This window comes from Hydrogenophilus islandicus (assembly GCF_054657095.1).
Genome location: NZ_BAAHXE010000029.1, coordinates 1 through 15836 on the forward strand (window position 1 = coordinate 1; position 15836 = coordinate 15836).

General features: G+C 65.4%; 18 protein-coding genes. 2 read left to right on the top strand and 16 right to left on the bottom strand.

Features of this window, described 5'->3' with window-relative positions:
• Positions 1-13 precede the first annotated feature (13 nt).
• The 15 genes from ACYQ6T_RS08420 to ACYQ6T_RS08490 all read right to left on the bottom strand — a co-directional run bounded on the left by ACYQ6T_RS08420 (position 14) and on the right by ACYQ6T_RS08490 (position 13178).
• Complete coding sequence (locus tag ACYQ6T_RS08420; protein ID WP_347286763.1) at positions 14-220, bottom strand: hypothetical protein; 207 nt, start codon at positions 218-220, stop codon at positions 14-16.
• Between the two features lie 12 nt (positions 221-232).
• Positions 233-3394 carry a DUF4815 domain-containing protein gene (locus ACYQ6T_RS08425; RefSeq protein ID WP_459829939.1) on the bottom strand — a complete coding sequence of 1054 codons (3162 nt, stop codon included), beginning with the start codon at positions 3392-3394 and terminating at the stop codon, positions 233-235.
• Positions 3395-3409: 15 nt separating this feature from the next.
• The gene (locus tag ACYQ6T_RS08430) at positions 3410-4102 is read right to left on the bottom strand and encodes a hypothetical protein (protein ID WP_459829941.1); all 693 of its coding nucleotides are present in this window, start codon (positions 4100-4102) and stop codon (positions 3410-3412) included.
• Positions 4103-4135: 33 nt separating this feature from the next.
• A complete protein-coding gene (locus ACYQ6T_RS08435; protein ID WP_459829944.1) occupies positions 4136-5710 on the bottom strand; it encodes a phage tail protein in 1575 nt (524 codons plus the stop codon).
• A 37-nt stretch (positions 5711-5747) separates the two neighbouring features.
• Positions 5748-6602, bottom strand: a complete 855-nt coding sequence (locus tag ACYQ6T_RS08440) for a baseplate assembly protein (RefSeq protein WP_459829947.1) — start codon at positions 6600-6602, stop codon at positions 5748-5750.
• A complete protein-coding gene (locus tag ACYQ6T_RS08445) occupies positions 6599-6970 on the bottom strand; it encodes a GPW/gp25 family protein (protein ID WP_459829949.1) in 372 nt (123 codons plus the stop codon). The genes ACYQ6T_RS08440 and ACYQ6T_RS08445 overlap by 4 nt, the downstream gene beginning before the upstream one ends.
• A gap of 79 nt (positions 6971-7049) precedes the next feature.
• The gene (locus ACYQ6T_RS08450) at positions 7050-7337 is read right to left on the bottom strand and encodes a PAAR domain-containing protein (protein ID WP_459829951.1); all 288 of its coding nucleotides are present in this window, start codon (positions 7335-7337) and stop codon (positions 7050-7052) included.
• Between the two features lie 44 nt (positions 7338-7381).
• Positions 7382-7858 carry a phage baseplate assembly protein V gene (locus ACYQ6T_RS08455; protein ID WP_459829954.1) on the bottom strand — a complete coding sequence of 159 codons (477 nt, stop codon included), beginning with the start codon at positions 7856-7858 and terminating at the stop codon, positions 7382-7384.
• Positions 7855-8409 carry a hypothetical protein gene (locus tag ACYQ6T_RS08460; RefSeq protein ID WP_459829956.1) on the bottom strand — a complete coding sequence of 185 codons (555 nt, stop codon included), beginning with the start codon at positions 8407-8409 and terminating at the stop codon, positions 7855-7857. Before ACYQ6T_RS08460 ends, ACYQ6T_RS08455 begins: the two co-directional genes overlap by 4 nt.
• A 12-nt stretch (positions 8410-8421) precedes the next feature.
• Complete coding sequence (locus ACYQ6T_RS08465; protein WP_459829959.1) at positions 8422-8751, bottom strand: head-tail joining protein; 330 nt, start codon at positions 8749-8751, stop codon at positions 8422-8424.
• Positions 8751-9779, bottom strand: a complete 1029-nt coding sequence (locus tag ACYQ6T_RS08470; RefSeq protein ID WP_459829962.1) for a major capsid protein — start codon at positions 9777-9779, stop codon at positions 8751-8753. The genes ACYQ6T_RS08465 and ACYQ6T_RS08470 overlap by 1 nt, the downstream gene beginning before the upstream one ends.
• A 23-nt stretch (positions 9780-9802) precedes the next feature.
• Complete coding sequence (locus tag ACYQ6T_RS08475) at positions 9803-10195, bottom strand: head decoration protein (RefSeq protein ID WP_459829965.1); 393 nt, start codon at positions 10193-10195, stop codon at positions 9803-9805.
• The gene (locus ACYQ6T_RS08480; protein ID WP_459829967.1) at positions 10192-11490 is read right to left on the bottom strand and encodes a S49 family peptidase; all 1299 of its coding nucleotides are present in this window, start codon (positions 11488-11490) and stop codon (positions 10192-10194) included. Before ACYQ6T_RS08480 ends, ACYQ6T_RS08475 begins: the two co-directional genes overlap by 4 nt.
• A gap of 9 nt (positions 11491-11499) precedes the next feature.
• Positions 11500-12966 (bottom strand): phage portal protein, encoded by a 1467-nt coding sequence (locus ACYQ6T_RS08485; RefSeq protein WP_459829970.1) that lies wholly within the window; start codon positions 12964-12966, stop codon positions 11500-11502.
• A complete protein-coding gene (locus ACYQ6T_RS08490) occupies positions 12966-13178 on the bottom strand; it encodes a phage head-tail joining protein (RefSeq protein ID WP_459829971.1) in 213 nt (70 codons plus the stop codon). The genes ACYQ6T_RS08485 and ACYQ6T_RS08490 overlap by 1 nt, the downstream gene beginning before the upstream one ends.
• A gap of 84 nt (positions 13179-13262) precedes the next feature.
• Between ACYQ6T_RS08490 and ACYQ6T_RS08495 the strand changes: the two genes are divergently transcribed.
• The gene (locus tag ACYQ6T_RS08495; protein WP_424894860.1) at positions 13263-13511 is read left to right on the top strand and encodes a type II toxin-antitoxin system Phd/YefM family antitoxin; all 249 of its coding nucleotides are present in this window, start codon (positions 13263-13265) and stop codon (positions 13509-13511) included.
• Complete coding sequence (locus tag ACYQ6T_RS08500) at positions 13508-13921, top strand: type II toxin-antitoxin system VapC family toxin (RefSeq protein ID WP_459829972.1); 414 nt, start codon at positions 13508-13510, stop codon at positions 13919-13921. Before ACYQ6T_RS08495 ends, ACYQ6T_RS08500 begins: the two co-directional genes overlap by 4 nt.
• Here the strand turns inward: ACYQ6T_RS08500 and ACYQ6T_RS08505 are convergent, their stop codons facing one another.
• Positions 13922-15778 carry a phage terminase large subunit family protein gene (locus ACYQ6T_RS08505; protein WP_459829974.1) on the bottom strand — a complete coding sequence of 619 codons (1857 nt, stop codon included), beginning with the start codon at positions 15776-15778 and terminating at the stop codon, positions 13922-13924.
• Positions 15779-15836 lie beyond the last annotated feature (58 nt).

The following is a 15836-nucleotide window of genomic DNA, read 5'->3' on the forward strand; positions in this document are numbered from 1 at the left end:
TGACACAGTCAAATTAAAAGCCGAACTGGTGAAACACCCGCAGTTGCTGGCGGTGCAGCCGTTCGGTGAGTTGGTCTTGCCCCTGCTGAGCGGATGCCTCCTGCGCGGCCACATCCGCATCGATGCGGGTGAGGGCTTCACGCAGGTTGAGGACGTCTTCAGACAGCAGGTGCTCGGGGTGCGGCAAGGGATAGCCGCGCGGCGTGCGCTCCTGCGTCATCGGTCACTCCCATCAGGTGACGATGACGCGCAGGTTGCGCACGAAGGGCCGGTGCTGCGGTGAGCCGGATAACGCCAGCTTTACGCGCGTGGTGCGGTCGGCACCGACGCCGACAAGGCTGGTGGCCTTGTAGGTGCGTTCGACCCAACCGTTGCCGACCTCCACACCCGAGGAAAGCGACAGCGCCTGGAAACTGCCCGGCGTGCCTGACTCCGCCTGCACCGTCACGCTGGACGTGCCAGGTGTCAGGGCATCGAAAGTCACCGCCACATTGAAGGTGGCAGCAGCCGGAATGGCGCGCGACAGGTAGTCGCCAGCGGCCTCCAGCGTGCCGAACACCAGCTGCGTGCCCGGATACAGGATCGGACTGGCCGTCTCCGTGCCAGTCAGCTTGGCCGACACGGCCAGGTTGCCCGAGAGCTTCTCGCTCAAGGCCAACCCCTGGTCTTCCGACAAGGTGTAGATCCGCCCCTGGGCATCGGTCGCCAGAAACTGCACGTCGGTGCCGGCCGCCGGACGCTCGACGCCGGCGAGCGCCATCACATCCGACAGGTTGGTCACCGTGTACTGGCCCAGCGAGACGGTCTTGCTCGTCTGTGTGAACCGGCAGGCCAACAGGCGGAAAGTCAGGTCTTGCGTCTGGTGCGGTGTCCAGGTGATCCCGTTGGAGGACGAGAGCAGTACCCCGATCTGGTAGGGCTGCGCCGTCACCCAGCCGGTGCGCGGATCGAACTTGCCGAGTTCCGCGACCGACACCGCGTGATTGGCATCGTCGGTGAGCACCACGATGGCGTACTCGCGGTTGGCTTCCAATGCCACCGGGTCGAGGGTGATTCGAGTCGGGTTGCCATCGGTCTTGATGTCGGCGGCCAGCAAACGCCCCTCGGTCAGTACCGTGGTGGTGGGCATGCCGACCTGCGTCTCGCGGATCTGCACGATCACTGGCGCAGCGCCGCCCTTGGTGGTGAACCACAACTCCAAGCCACCGATGGTGCGGCGCTCGGGCAGCGTGAAGGTCTGCGCCAGCGGGTCCCAACGGCGTACCACCGTGGTCAGAATCCGCCGGCGCGTTTCGGTGACGATCTGGCCGCGACCGACGTAGGTGGCGGAGCCGTAGCTGCCGCCGGCACCCAGGAATTCCACCAGCTTCGCACCGGCGGGGATGGCCTGCGGGATGCGGAAGCTGCCTGTGAGCAGACCGGCAGCATCGGCCGCCTTGCCGGAGGGCTGGCCGATCACGAGGCCGTCGAAGCGCAGTTGCGCCAGCGCCTCGCCGGGTCCGAACCCTTCCACCCGATAGCTGACGTTGAGGCTGCGCAGGAACTGCGCTTCCACACTCGAGGACGCCAGCACCTGCTCCGAACGACGCGTCTCCACGACCTGTTCGAGCACACCGCTGCCGATGACCAGGCGCTCGGTGACGTCCGAGACCCAGGTGGTGTTCGTGACCGTGAACTGGTCAACCGCTGGGTTCAGGGTGACCCGGGCCGGCACCGGTTCGAAGGCCTGGTAGGGATTGATCTTCATCGACCCGGTACGGGCCAGCTGCTCGATCACCGGGGTCAGGGTGTAGTCCAGCGTCAGCAGTGCGTTGCCGTTCTCCTTGGCGTGCTGGGCGGATGCCGTGATCGGCAAGGTAAGCACCCCGGCCACAATCGCCCCAGTCTGCGCCACACCCTGGTCACGCAGGTCGTCGTCGAGGAAGTTGTCGACGAAGAGGCCCTTCTTGGCGGCCGGCTCACGGATGTTGGCATCCACGCGCAGACGCTCCAGCGCCATCAGGTCATACAGGTCGGCGATCTGACGCTGCATCGCGGTGAGTTCCGATACCTTGATGGTGCGAATCGCCACGTTACGCACAACCGGCTCCGAACCACTGCGCCAGTCGTAGGCGATCTCAGCCAGCGCCAGGCGCGAGGCGGGCACGGTGGGCGCGACGGGGTTCCTCACCTGGCTGATGCCCTTGATGCGCTCCACCTGACCGTCAGCGGTGAGCGCCAGCACATCCACGCGCGGCAGCTTCCACTGGTAGTCGATGTACATCGTGGAACCCTGCACGACGCCCGAGACGGTGAAGCCGGTGTCGGTCAGGTTCGTTGGGGTGATGCTGACGATGTACTGGTAGGTGACCTGGTAGCTCGACCCGGGTGCCGGTTCAGCGCCGCCGGGCGACCAGTCGATCTCATCGCCCACCACCTTGTAGTCGGTGCCCTGGGCGTAGGTGGTGCCGCCTTGCTTGACCTCCAGCACGGCGACGACCGTCGGTTCGGTCAGCACATCGCGGCTGCCTGTGAAGGCGCCATGGACCACCGTCTCGGTTTTCTGCTGCGTGACCTTGATGTCAATCACCTGGGCGAGCGGCGGACGGTTGATGGTCACCACCATCGACCCATCGCCGCTGTCATTGAACACCTGCGGTTCGCTGGAGACGCGCTGTAGATCGGGATCGATAGGCAGCCGCAGACGTTGGGACTGCGTGCGCTCGACCTTGAAGCCATCGATGTTGGCCCGGCCCTCGGCGACCGAGAAGATGTGCTCTTGGGTATCGGTGTCGGTGTCCAGAAACCGCACCCCGAGGCCTTCGGTGACGTAGTGGCCGTTGGCGTCATAGTCGTAGCGGGCGAGGCTCGCAATCACGCCATCGAGCACGGGCGGCTGAGTGCGATTCTCCAGGATGCCGTTGTCCAGCGCATAGATGGCGTGAAAGTCGCCGGGCTGACCGTCACTGGTGCCGGCACCTTCCCAGCCCCAAGCGAGGGTCTCCTGCAGACGTCCGGCCCCCGGCTCCTGGTAGTTGCGCACGCCCACCGCCGGTTCGCGCAGGTTGGGATCTTCGAGTTCAGTGATGGTGCGGGCGGTGAAGCGCACGCCCACCGCCACGCGGCCATCGACCGGCACGGTGAAGGAGGCTGCTGGGACGTCGCGCACGGCGCCGCGCAGATAGACGCGGCCCGCCTCGAGGGTGACCAAGCCGGTGTCAGCATCGATCTGCAGATTGGCACCGCTGACGATGTCGCCATCCTTGAGCAGCGCATCGGCCACGCCTTGCAGGCGGTGAATCAGCGTGCTCTGGATCTCGTTGAGTTCTCGGGACTGCAGGCCATCGCCGGCACGGAACAAGAGCTGGGTGTAGTGCTTGGCCGGGTCAAACAGGTTGTAGTAACGCTCGATCATGGGTGGCCTCGCGGATTAGAAAGTGACGACGAATTCGAAGGTCTCGCGCGTTGAGGGCTGGCGCACGATGGGCACCGAGTGCTGCAGCACGAGCAAAATGCCCGGATCGGTGATCTGGGCGGGAATGAAGAACTTCTGCCCGATGGGCAATTGCGGATCGGTCTGGGTGCCGACGAAGAGCCCTTGCTCTCGCACGATGCTGGTGGCGGCATCCTCGAAGTCGAAGCGCACCCGAATGAAAAGGTGGTTCGTGGGCTCGGTGACCAGCCGGTAGCGTCCGGTCGGCACCACGATCTCGCCCTCGGGGTCGGCGGCAACGAAATGCACCTCGTCCGCCACCCGGCGGCCGACTTCGCGCAAGAGCGCCGTCTGGCCGATGGATTCGGGCGGATGGGAAACCTTGAAGTGGACCGTGACGTCGCCCTGTTCGGGGATGGTGCTGGCCGGCAGGCGGCGGATCACGCCCTCGCGGGCATTGGCGCTGTAGTCCACATCGAGCAGGTACTCGGTCTGGTCGTCCAGCGAGGTGACGCGGATGTCGGCCAGATGCTGGAAGCCCAGTTCGATCACACCCGACTCGTCAAAAGGTGTGCTGATCGCCTTGGTGGTGTCCCACAAGGGGTCACCTTCGCCCAGGGCGAGGTGCAGGGTTTGTTCTTTGATCGCGGCGGCAAGGGCCGCGCGACCGCTGGCAGTCAGGATGGCCATCGGGTGCTCCAGGAATGAAATGGGGTAGTGAAATCAGGACTGCGTGCTGTGGGCGCTGCCGATCAGCTCGCGGGTGTCGGTCCAGGTCGAAGTCGGCCAGCGCACGCCGGTCCAGGTCTGGCCGCGCCAGGCAGCGCGGGTACTGAGGACGGGCACGCGTGCGGGAGAAACCTGTGAAGCGGCGCCGGCTTCAGCGCTGCGGGTCAGCAGGCGCAGCAGGCTCGGGCGGGCGTCGTCAAAAACATAGGGCAGGTTCTCGGTCAAGCCAGAGATGCAAATTTGCATCTCTGTCAGCGGCCGCCATTCGATCTCAGCGGCCTCGCCCAAGGTGAGATCACCCAGTCGGGGCAGGGGCCGGGTGCGGTACAAGGCGCGACGTGGGGTGCGGCTGTTCACATCGCCCAGCGTCACCTCGGAGAGCACGACCTGCGCCTGTTGGTACAGGCGCGCACGCCAACCCGCCGCATCGGGCAGCGGGGCATTGCTGGGGCTGTGCTGCCGCACCAGAAAGCCCTGGTCGAGACTGGGCACCGATTCGCCCAAGGCCCACATCCCCAGCGCCTGATCGGCGCGGGCCTGGACCCGGTGGGTGGATTGTCGATCATGCTGGCCGTGCAGCAGCAGGGTTGGCACGACCAGGTCACCCGGATGGCTGCGAGCGAATCGCTCCAGCACCTCCACGCGGATCAGCCGATGCGGTGTGGCCGACAGCGGATCACCGCTGCCCAGTGCTATCGGCTCCCCCGTTTCCCGCCAGACAAATCTCGGCAGGTTCGCGTTGATGTCGCCCAAGGGTGTGCTGTCGGACAGGACCACCATCGCCCGACAGAACTTGCGCTCGGGTCGCACCCCAACCGGATCGGGGACGCCCAGCGCATTGGCCAGCGTGAACAGGTGCGAATGCAGGATCTCCTCATTCGGTGTGTGGCCCGGATCGCCCAAGGCCGAGAAGCTCAGCAGGTAGCGGTCCATCAGCCGGGCTACCGCAAAGCGCACGGCCTCACGGTTCGGCGCGATCTGTTGTCCGGATGCCAGCGCGTCCTGTGCGAAACCGCGCCCAAACGACAGCTTGGTCTGCCCGTCTGTCCAGAACACGCCACTGTGGTCCGACAGCAGCGCTTCGCCCAGCCGACTCTCGTCCAGCACCAGTCGGCGCAGGTCCCAGCCGTGGTAGATGCGTGACAGGCGGGATCGGGCCGGTGCCGACAGCCGGGCGATGGCGATCAGGTTGGCGATTGATCCATCGTCATCCAGTACCTGACCCGGATCGAACTGGAACTCGGCAAAGTGAATGCCGGGGGTTTCCTGCTCGACCGTGGCGGTCGCGCCGATCCAGGACAGGGCGGTCGTGAGCGCTGCCGGGGTGCCGCGCAGGCGTTGCCAGCGGATACCCTCGGCAATGGCCCGGCGAGGATCGGGCAGGTAGGGCAACAATTCGCCCAGGCCATATTCCCAGATCAGCCAGGGCAAGAGACTGTCGCTGGGGTCGGTCTTGAACCCCTTGAGGGACTCAGTCTCGCCTCCCAGTCGGGTCAGCAGATCGGTCGAGAGCGACAGCGAACATTCGAGTGCCGTGGCGTTGGGCGGCAGCAGGTGATCCGATGTCATGCGCCCTCCTGGGTAGAGAAATCCCAGGGCGGCGCGCTTACCGGTCTCTGCCCGCGAAGGTCAGCTGGACGTCGGTCAGGCGCACCGCCTGGGTACTGTGGATGCGGATATCGGTGGCCGGCTCACTGAGCTCGACCTTGTGGACACCGGGCTGCTGCAATTGCCCGATCAACCAGGACTGGGTCAGGTCCCAGCCGAGCACGGCCTCCTTGGCCAGGGCTTGGGTCAGTCGCTGCGCCAGCCCGTCAAACACCGCCATCGGCGTGTCGGGGTAGAGCCAGATCTGGGCGGAGACCGTCACCGGCACCAGGCCGGCCGGCACCACTTCCACGGTATCCGTCAGCACCCGCACGTCGTCGCGCAGCACGGTGGCGCGCACGGTCTCCAGCAGCGCTTCAGGCACGGTGTCGCTGTGCCCGGTGGGCAGAACACTGATGCGCACCCGACCCGGGCCAGGGCTGTCGACCGCCACATCGGCGACTTCGGGCGAAGCGGACAAGGCCCAGTAGCGGTAGTGCGCGGCGCCGCCTGCGTTGGCAAAGCCCATGATGCGGGCGCGGATGCGCCGACGCAGCGGCTCATCTTGCTCCTGGGGCAGCCGGGAAACGCCATAGAAGGCCCCCAGGTGCTCCAGGTCGTTGCCCACCGCAAAGGCCAGCAGATTGGCCCGCGCGGCTTCGTTGATGCGGGCGCGCAGCAGTAGCTCGCGGTAGGCCGCCACCTCGATCAGCTTGATCGCCGGGTCGGAGGCCAGCAGCGCGCTGTACTGCGGGTAGCGCATCTGGAAGTCGCGCAGCAGCGCGTCGAACACGGTCTCGAAGCGCAGGGTCTCCAGCACCTGCGGCGTGGGCAGGCCGGCAAGCTCTGGCGCCAGGGAAGGGGTGAAATTCATGGGCGTTCTCCGCTGGTCCTGCTACCGATGCTCAGTCCCGACAAGGTGACCGTCTGGCCCTCAAAACCCTGCAGCCGCACTTCACCCTCCAGGGTCAGTTCGACCCAGCCGGCGCTGGCGTCAGTCAGGCGCACGCGGGTCAGTTTGAAGCGGGGCTCCCAGCGGCGCAGCGCCTCGGCGGTGGCGGCGTAGAGTTCGACCGCCAATCGCGGGGTGATGGGCTGATCGATCAGTTCGGGGATGCGCGAGCCGTAGTCGCGGCGCATCACGCGGGTGTTCAAGGGCGTGGAGAGGATGTCGGCGATGCTCTGGCGCAGGTGATCGAGGCCAGCGAGGGGCTGGCCGGTGTGGGCGTTGAAGCCATTCATCGCAAAGCACCCCCTTCATCCCATTCGGATAAATGCGCAAATTTGCGCAATTACGTCGCGCTCGAGTCTCAGCTGTTGCCTACCCACCCGCAAAGACGTTCTGACTGCCGCTGGCCGCGACCGAACCGCAGCTGACCGGATCGCCAATGCGGCACAGCTGCAGGTCGTTGCAGTAGACCGTGCGGCTGCCGGTCGCCAGCACTCCGTCGTGACAGGACTTGCCGCAGCAGTGCGTGGCCCAAGCATCGCTTTGCCGGTGCGCCGCGATGCCATTGACGAAGACGTTGGGCGAGCCCTGGATATTGGGCCGGGGCGGCCAGCAACCGTGACCGGTGCAGAGATCCCCCAGACGTGTGATTGCAGGCATCGCTTTCTCCTCGGTCGGTAACCTTCCGCACATTTGCGGAATGTTCAGTTCAGATCAATCCTGGGAGCGGTGAGGCGAATGCCGGCGTCCGTCATCTCGATCTTGCTCGGGCCGATCTCCAGGACGATACTGCCGCCTGACGGCACCGACAGACGCCAGTGGTGCTGCGCCCGGTCATACTCCATCACAGCGCCGTCTTGCCACAGTGTGCGACTGATGTCGGCACTGTCGGCCGGCGGCGGATAGACGTCGCGGTAGAGCGAACCCACTACCACGGCCTGGTTGAGATCACCGCCGGGGGCGATCAGCACCACCTGTTCACCCGGTTCCGGTGCGTGCCAGGTGCGGTCGGGGCCGGCACGCACGGTGGCAAACGGCAGCCAGGCCGTGAGGATGGGACCGGCCTGTACCCGCACCCGGGCCTTCTTCGCATCGAGTTCGGCGACTTGCCCCAGCATCACCACATTGCTCAGCCGCCGCTCGGCTTCGGTCATATCCTGGTGCAGATGGCGTTCGCTCATGGCGCGGCTCCGGCTGGATCAAGCAGGGGTTGATACTCGGACTCGTGCAGCACCCCAATGCGCGGCGCCCAGCTGTAGAGCGCCTGCAATGGCAGCGCCCCCTCGGGTGTTTCCACCACCCGGGTCCAGTAGCTGACCTCGAACGACAATCGAGCGGCCAGCACCGGCGTGTCACCATCACCGCCCTGATCGACCTCGGTGCGGGTGAGGCGCGTGCCTTCCACCAGCAGTCCCAAAGTCTCATCGGCATCGAGGGTGGCTTCCACCGCCTGTGCCAGCACATCGGCTTCCTCTGCGGCGGCGTCACCGCTGGCAATGATCTCGACCGACAGCTCCAACTTCCGATAGCGCAGCCCCGGATCGGCGTTGGGCTGATCCTCGATGCGCTCGTCGCGGGTGTAGATCAGGACGGCCGGCAACTTACCGGCAAACAGCGGCGTGCTGCGGTGGATGCTGATGCGCTGCGGCGTGATGCGCGCATCGACCTTCGGCAAAGCATCGATGAGTCGCGCGGCCACCGCCTCACGGATCAGGGTGCGTGGGTGCTTCATGGCCGCCCCTCCTTACTTGTTCTTGTGCAGCATCAGTTTCAGAAAGCCGTGCCCATCGGGCCGCACGTCGACGATCAGGTAGAGCGCCCCTTGCACCGTGACGGCATCACCTTCGGTCGGTGTGGCCGGCAGATCCACCAGCCGCACCTCCAGCACGGGCTGGACCGTGGACACCGGCACGCCTGTGCTGGCGTCCACCTCCTGGTGCGCAGCCGAGAACACGCCCCGGCCCGGCAGCGCCTGGGCTTGCCCCTCGAGGTGAAACACCACCGGCTCGCCGAAGGTGTCGAGCACGATGGATGACACCGCCCGAGTCAGGTCACCGAAGGCCGTCATGACCATCACCAGCCATTGCTGGAGAAGAGCCGCACGGTCAGCGCCGGGCGTTTCACAATCGGCAGCGGGTTGGACTGGGTGTAGATGTCAATGCCGGTGCCGTTGGGCCGTGCCAGCTGGTAGGCGTAGAGCTCTTGGCCGTAGGTGCCGACGGCGTCCATCAGGTTCGCCGGGGCAAAGTAAGTGCGGAAGGTGTCGAGCGTGCCCAGCGGAAACGCCACCCCTTCGCGCGGCGGGATCAGGCGCACGCTGGTGCCGTTGGCGAGCGTGACGGTGCCGAAATACTCCTCGAACAGGATGGAGCCAAAACGGAAGCCACGGCGGACATCATCGCGCAGCGGATTGGTACCGGCCGTGCCTTGGTAGAAGGTATAGGCCTCCTTGACGGTCTTGTGCTTGACCAGTGCATCGAAGAACTCGGGGCTGACCAGGGCGTGGATGCTGGTCATCATCTCGCCTTTGAGGTTCTCCTCGATGTGGCGCGCGACCTGGGTGCAGTGGATGACCATGTCCTCGGTGCTGCCGAACACAAAATCCACCTCGGGCTTCTGGATGCCGAACTCGTCGTGCCAGTTGTAGAGGGTGTTGCCAGCACCATCCTTGGTGATACCCAAGAGTGCATTAACGCGCATGTACTCCAGCGTCTGCGCGTGTTTCGCACGCATCCGGGCGAGCTTGCGTGTCATCACGGTGACCAGCGGGTCTTCACCAGCGGCCAGGCCCAAGCCCCGAATCCCCTGGATTTCCTCGGGCAGCACCACGTCGTTGTGCGGGATGTGGGGCACGGCAAACGAGCGTACCGAGCGCTTGTCGGTGGTGCCCACCGTCGCAGGCGCGCCTGGGGCGACGGCCGGCAGCAGACGCAGCTCGCCTTCGATGGATTCGATGGTGACGTTGCGCTGGGAAATGGGCTCTGGCGCAAACAGCCCCAGTTGGCCGACCCGGCCATAGGGGTTGGGCAGCATCTGGATGGCGGCCGACATCTCGGCCAGCGTGAAGCCGCCGGCGTCGAACGGATTGACGATCACGGTCATGGAAAAACTCCTGTGAATTCGAATCAAGCAGCGGTGCGCACGACGATGCCGTGAGCAGCCAGTTGCTGGTGTTTGAGGGATTGGGCGGCGGCGTCCGCCACGGAGGCATCGAAGGCCAGCGCACGGTCGGCAACGATCACCTGGCCACGCGCGAGCACGACGGCCTGGGTATCGGTGTCGCTGGCGGCCACCGGGTGCAGCAGCACGGCACAGGCAATCTCGGCGCCCTCGATGCCCGTGGTCGATGCCGCCGGTGAAAACGTATAGACGCCCGTGGCGGTGATGCGACCGAGCACGGCACCCAGGGGATAGGCGGCACCGGCCTTCAGGGTCACGGTCTCGCGGGTGTAGTCCGGGTCGGACTCGCGCTTGATGAGGTCACCCAGCGTCGACGGGGAAATCAAAGGTGTGCTCATTTACGGCCTCCATAGGCTTGGGCTGCTTTGACCAAGGGGCTGTCAGCAACGGATTGGGGTTGGGTGTGGGGTTGCTGCGGAGCCTCGGCGACGATGTCTTGCGCCACATCGCGCTCGGCGGCCTGCTTCAGTACCGACTGGCGCAGCGCATCCGGGGTGACGCCACGCGCCAGGGCCTGGGCGGGGTCGACCGTCACGCCGAGGCGTTTGGCCTGGGCGGCGATCTCGGTGAGTTCCGCGAGCTGGCGGCGCAGTCGCTGCTCGACTTGGGCGGCGATGGCCGCTTCATCGAGCGTCGGCGGGGTCGGGCTTGAGTTCGGCGCGCCGTCCTCGTGGACATCCTCCACCGGCGCATCGGTGGTGTTGTGATCGATCATGTAGGTCTCCTTCTGGGTCAGTTGAGATGGATGGGATGCGCGGGCGGCCGACTCATTGCGCGACCTGCGTCCGTCACGCATGGCAAGCTGGCGATGCAGGGCCGTGATCGCATCAGCGCGGGTACCGATCCGATCGGCCAGGCCCACGCGGAGGGCGGCTTCACCGCGATAGACGCGAGCCTCGGTGTCACGAATCGCCTCGGGTGTGAGGCGGCGGAATCCGGCGACCAAGGCGATGAACTGGTCGTACAGTTGCTCGATGTCGGCCTGGATGTCGGCGGCGACCGATGCCGGCAGCGGCGCGTGCGGATGGCCGTCGACCTTGTGGGCGCCGGCGTGCAGGAAGGTGTAGTTCAGACCGGCTTTGGCATCGGCGACCGACTCATCGACATGCACCGCCACCACGCCGATGGAGCCGACCTCGGCGGTGCGGGTGAGCCACACTCGGTCAGCCGCACAGGCAATGGCATAGGCGGCTGACAATGCGGCCTCATCGGCGATGGCCCAGAGCGGCTTGCCCGAGGTCTGTGCCAGGGTACGCAATCGCTGCGCCAAATCGAACACCCCACCCGCCTCGCCACCGCTGGAGTCGATCTCCAGCAGCACCGCCTTGACCATCGGATCGGCAAAGGCTGCCTCGGCCATGGCCTCGATGTCGTGATAACTGGTGAGGCCACTGGCGGCACCGATATACGAAGCGCGGCGCACCAGCGTGCCGAGGACCGGGAGGATGGCGATGCCCTCCACAATCTGGAGGCCACCGGTCATGCCGGCATCGACGTTGGCCGGGGGCGGCGTGGCCAGGGTGTCGCCCGCGAGCTTTCTGGCCACCACCCCGAGGATGACTTCGAGTTTGGGGCGCGCAATGAGGAGCGGCGTCCCGTACAGGCGGGACGCCAGGTACGGTAAATCGGTCATGGGAATTCCTCAGTTCGAGGGGGCTGGCGGCGGCGCCTGCGCAGGAGTCGGTGCCGGGACCGGTGCAGGCTCACGCCCGAAACGCAGCCCCAGGCTGTCCTCGCGCCGGTGGTCAGCAGCAATCTCGGCATCGACCATCGCGGCATCAAACCCGCGCTCGGCAATCGCCTGGGTGCGCGACTTGAGCCCGGCCTCGATGGCGTTGATCTCGGCGCGGATGTCTTTCAAGGGATCGACCCAGTCCCAGCGGGGCGGTAGCCAACTGCAGTCCAGGTAGTCGGCGCGGCGTTGCTCGTAGTCCGGCAGGTCCAACGCCCCAGAGAGCACCGCCGTGTCCATCCAGCGCGCCCACACCGCTCGGCACAGTTGAAACACCAGCACCGAGTGCTGGAAGGCTTCAATGCGGCGGCGAAACTCCAGCAGTGCTGCCCGGGTGTTGGAGTAGTTGGCCTTCAACATATCGGCCGAGAGGTTCGCGTAGGGCAGACCCAAGGCAGCGGCGACCTGCAGCAAAGTGCGGTACTGGAAGGACTCGTAGTTGCCGCCGACATCGGCCGGCGTCGAGAAGGTGATGTCCTCGCCGTCGTCCAGGATCTGCAGCTGGCCAGGCTCGAGCGGCAGCAGCGGCTCGCCCCGGTCGTCGGTCTCACCACCGTTGTCGAAGTCACGCTCGGGCCGGCGCACGAAGCCGACGAACATCGCGGCGACCTTCTTGCGGTCGAGTTCGGCATCGTCGTACTGGTCGAGCAGAAAGAGCTTCACGAGCGCCGGCGAGAAGCGCGACACGCCTCTCAGTTGCCCGGCGTCCACCGGATCAACGATGTGCAGCACCATTTCTGCCGGCACCCGCACGGTTTCCCCGGCCAGCCCCGGATCGGTGATGTCGCCCGGGTGGCGGCGCAGGAAGTGGTAGGCGACTCTCCGACCAATGCGGTCGAACTCGATGCCCTGGCGAATGCGGTGGCCGTTCTCCAGCAGCTGGTTGTGATTGAGCGGCAGCATCTCGGCCGGCAGCATCTGCAACTGCAGCGGCACGGACAAACCATCCTCGGGCCTGCGTGGTCGGATGCGAAAGAACACCTCCCCGGCGATGAACAGTTCCCGAGCGGCGCGGCGCTGCTGGCCGTAGAAATCGGTCAACCCCTCGGCATCGGACTCATCGGTCCAGCGCAGCCACAGCCGTTGCACTCGGTCCTTGAGCACGGCATCGGCGATGCCTGACGAGGGCTTGATGCCCGTGCCCACGGCATTGCCTGCCCAGGACTCGACCGCGTTGGCGGCGTAGCCGTTGTTGCGGATCAGGTACCGGGCGCGGGCGGTCATGTCAGCACCAGCCGCCTGGATCAGCGTGTTGACGTGAGCACGGCTGGCGGCAAAGGTCTTGAGACGGCGGGCGGACAAGCCACCTTCGAAGCCGCCGATCATGGCACCCACCTTTCGGCCAAGTTTCTGGCGCAGGTTCTGGAGTGCCTTCATCACAATCCCTTCCCTGCGTAAGTGCGGATGCGCCGGGCACGCGGTCGACCTTCTACCTTGGCGATCTCGCGCTCCAAATCCTGCAACGCCGCCTGCAGTTCGGCGTCCGACTTGTAGGTCACCCACTTGTCGCCGGCCTTCACGGTGAGCACCCCATTGAAGCGGGCGGCCTGCAGCGCCTCGCGCTGGGCCTTGAGTTGTTCGAGGGTCATAAAAAGCCTTTCCAGGCAAGCGCCTTGAAATAAGGGGCAGCATGCACTAAACTCTGACCTGTCTGGTCAGACTAGGAGATCCCAATGCAAACCTGGCAAATGCAAGAAGCGAAGGCGCGGTTGTCTGAAGTGGTCAAACGCGCACAAAACCAACCCCAAGACATCACCCTGCATGGCAAGTCGGTGGCCGTGGTGATTTCGCGCGAGACCTTTGATCGCTTGTCGCAATCACAGGACTCGCTGGTGGATTTCATGCGGCGCTCGCCGCTCTATGGGGCGGATGACATTACTTTTGAGCGCGATCAGAGCCTGACCCGGGAGGTAGCGTTTTGAGCTACCTGATCGACACCAACGTGCTGTCTGAATTGCGCCGCAAGGCACCCGACCCCGGGGTTGTTGCCTGGTTCTCGCGGCGACCACCGTCCACCCTGCATCTCTCTGTGCTGACCTTGGGTGAAATCCGTAGAGGCCTTGAAGGCGTCAGCGATGAATCGCGCCGCCAGTCGCTGCTCGATTGGTTGGAGACAGACTTGCCAACTTTCTTCACTGGCCGGGTACTGCCGGTCGATGCCGCCGTAGCCGATCGCTGGGGACGTTTGGTCGCAGCATCAGGCCGACCTCTTCCTGCCATCGACAGCCTGCTGGCTGCCACCGCACTGGAGCACGATCTGGTATTAGTCACGCGTAACGTCAAAGACTTCGCAGGTTTGCCAGTCCAGATATTCAACCCCTGGTCGAACTGATCAAACGTAGTTCGAAGAAATCGCCATGCGCCGACGGCGCGGGCTGGCGGTCATCGGGGCCGAAACAGGTGTGCTCTTGCCTTGGCGACTGGTCGGGACCGGCGGCAGCGCTTCTACCCGCTTGTTCAGGTTCAGCCCCATCGACAGCAGGCCGTGCAGCGCGGCGTAGGCGTACACCCGGCAGTCCAGCGCTTCGTTGCGCCGACCATCGGGTTTCCACCAGAAGCGCTGCGGAAAACCCTTCACATACCGGGTGCGGATGCGCTCGGCCGTCAGCTGCTCGAAATACTGCGCATCCCGGTCCAGCGGGAAATGCATCGCGCCAGCACCCGCCCCGGACTTCTTGAGGCGGGCGTAGATGGCTTCCTTGGCGGCATCGACGCCAACCGTGAACAGATTGACCTTGCCCTTGTTCGCTTTGCTCGGACGCTTGGGCCAGATCGGCCGTTTGCCCGAGCCGCCCTTGATCGCCCAGATGCGCTTGCGCTCCCGGCCCTTGCAGAAGGCATAGGCCGCCAGGGTGTGGTGGCCACCAGTGTCCAGACACGCGGCTTCGATGTTCAGGCCGGTGGCCAGGGTCTCGTGCTCGAAGCGGTTGGACAGGTAAGCATCGAGTTGCGCCCAGGTGTCCGGCGCGGACGGGTCGCCCCACAGCACCTTGTAGTCGATGGACCAGGACTCCTCATCCCGGCCCCAGCCGACCACTTCGAGTTCGAGCCGGTCGTCCTGCACGTCGATGCCGCAGGTGAGCAGAGCCACCTCGGCAGGGACTGCAGGCCCGTAGGCTTCGCGGCGTTCCATCAGGCCTTCGGCATCCAAGGTCTCACCCTCCCGGTCTTCCCAGGTCTCGGCCAGTTTGGTGTTCACCCAGACCTTCAATCTGACGGGGTCGTCCTTGGACGCGTGGTGTTCCTGGGCGATCTCGCCCCAGGTGAGCCACGGGCTGTACAGGCTGGAGAGGTGGAAGCCCACCGTCTTGCCATCACCCTCGGCCCGCGCTGTCCAGCGGCCATTGGCGAGCAGTGCCGGCTTGCGGTACTCGGGATGGATGCCGTCGCACTGCGGGCAGTGCCAGGCGGCCTCGCTCATCTTGCCGGTCGGCCACTTGATGTCGCGCCAGAGTATCTGGCTATACGTCCCGCAGTGGTCGCACGGCACCTCGAACACCCGCTGATCCGACTCCAAGTAGGCCGCCTCGATGCGCGAGAAGCCTTTGAGCGTCGGCGTCGAGCACAGATAGATCTTGCGATTGACGAAGGTCGCCGCCCGTTGCACGGCCAGCGCCACCGGATCGCCCTCGCCATCGGCATCCCCTGGATAGCCGTCGACCTCATCGAGAAACAGGTAACGCACCGGCATCGAACGCAGGCCTACCGCCGAGTTGGCGCCGGTCATGATCAGCACGCCACCGGGGAATTCCTTCATCAGCTGGGTGTTGCCGGAATCGCGTGACCGTGGGTCCTTCACCCGACTGGCGAGTTCAGGGCTCGCCTCGATCAGGGCATCCACCCGCTGCTTGGAGACGCGCTTGGCGCCTTCCACCGTGGGCTGCACCAGCAACATCGGCCCCGGGGCGTGGTGGATGACGTAGCCGACCCAGTTGAGTCCGCATTCGGTTTTACCCACCTGCCCTCCGGCCATGAACACAACACGCTCGATGCGCGAGGTGGCCGACAGCGCATCCATCACCGCCTGGAGATACGGCGTGCGACTCGTCGACCAGCGGCCGGGTTCGGCTGAGGCGACCGACGAGAGCATCCGGTGCCGGTTGGCCCAGTCATCGACGGTGAGGATGGGGTCGGGCGCCAGACCCCGTTTCCAGGCCGATTCAACAGCCGATTCAGCAGTGTCGAACACAAGCCACTCCGATGCGAAATAGATGGACCGAACGCTTGGCTTTCTGCTTGAACAGCGC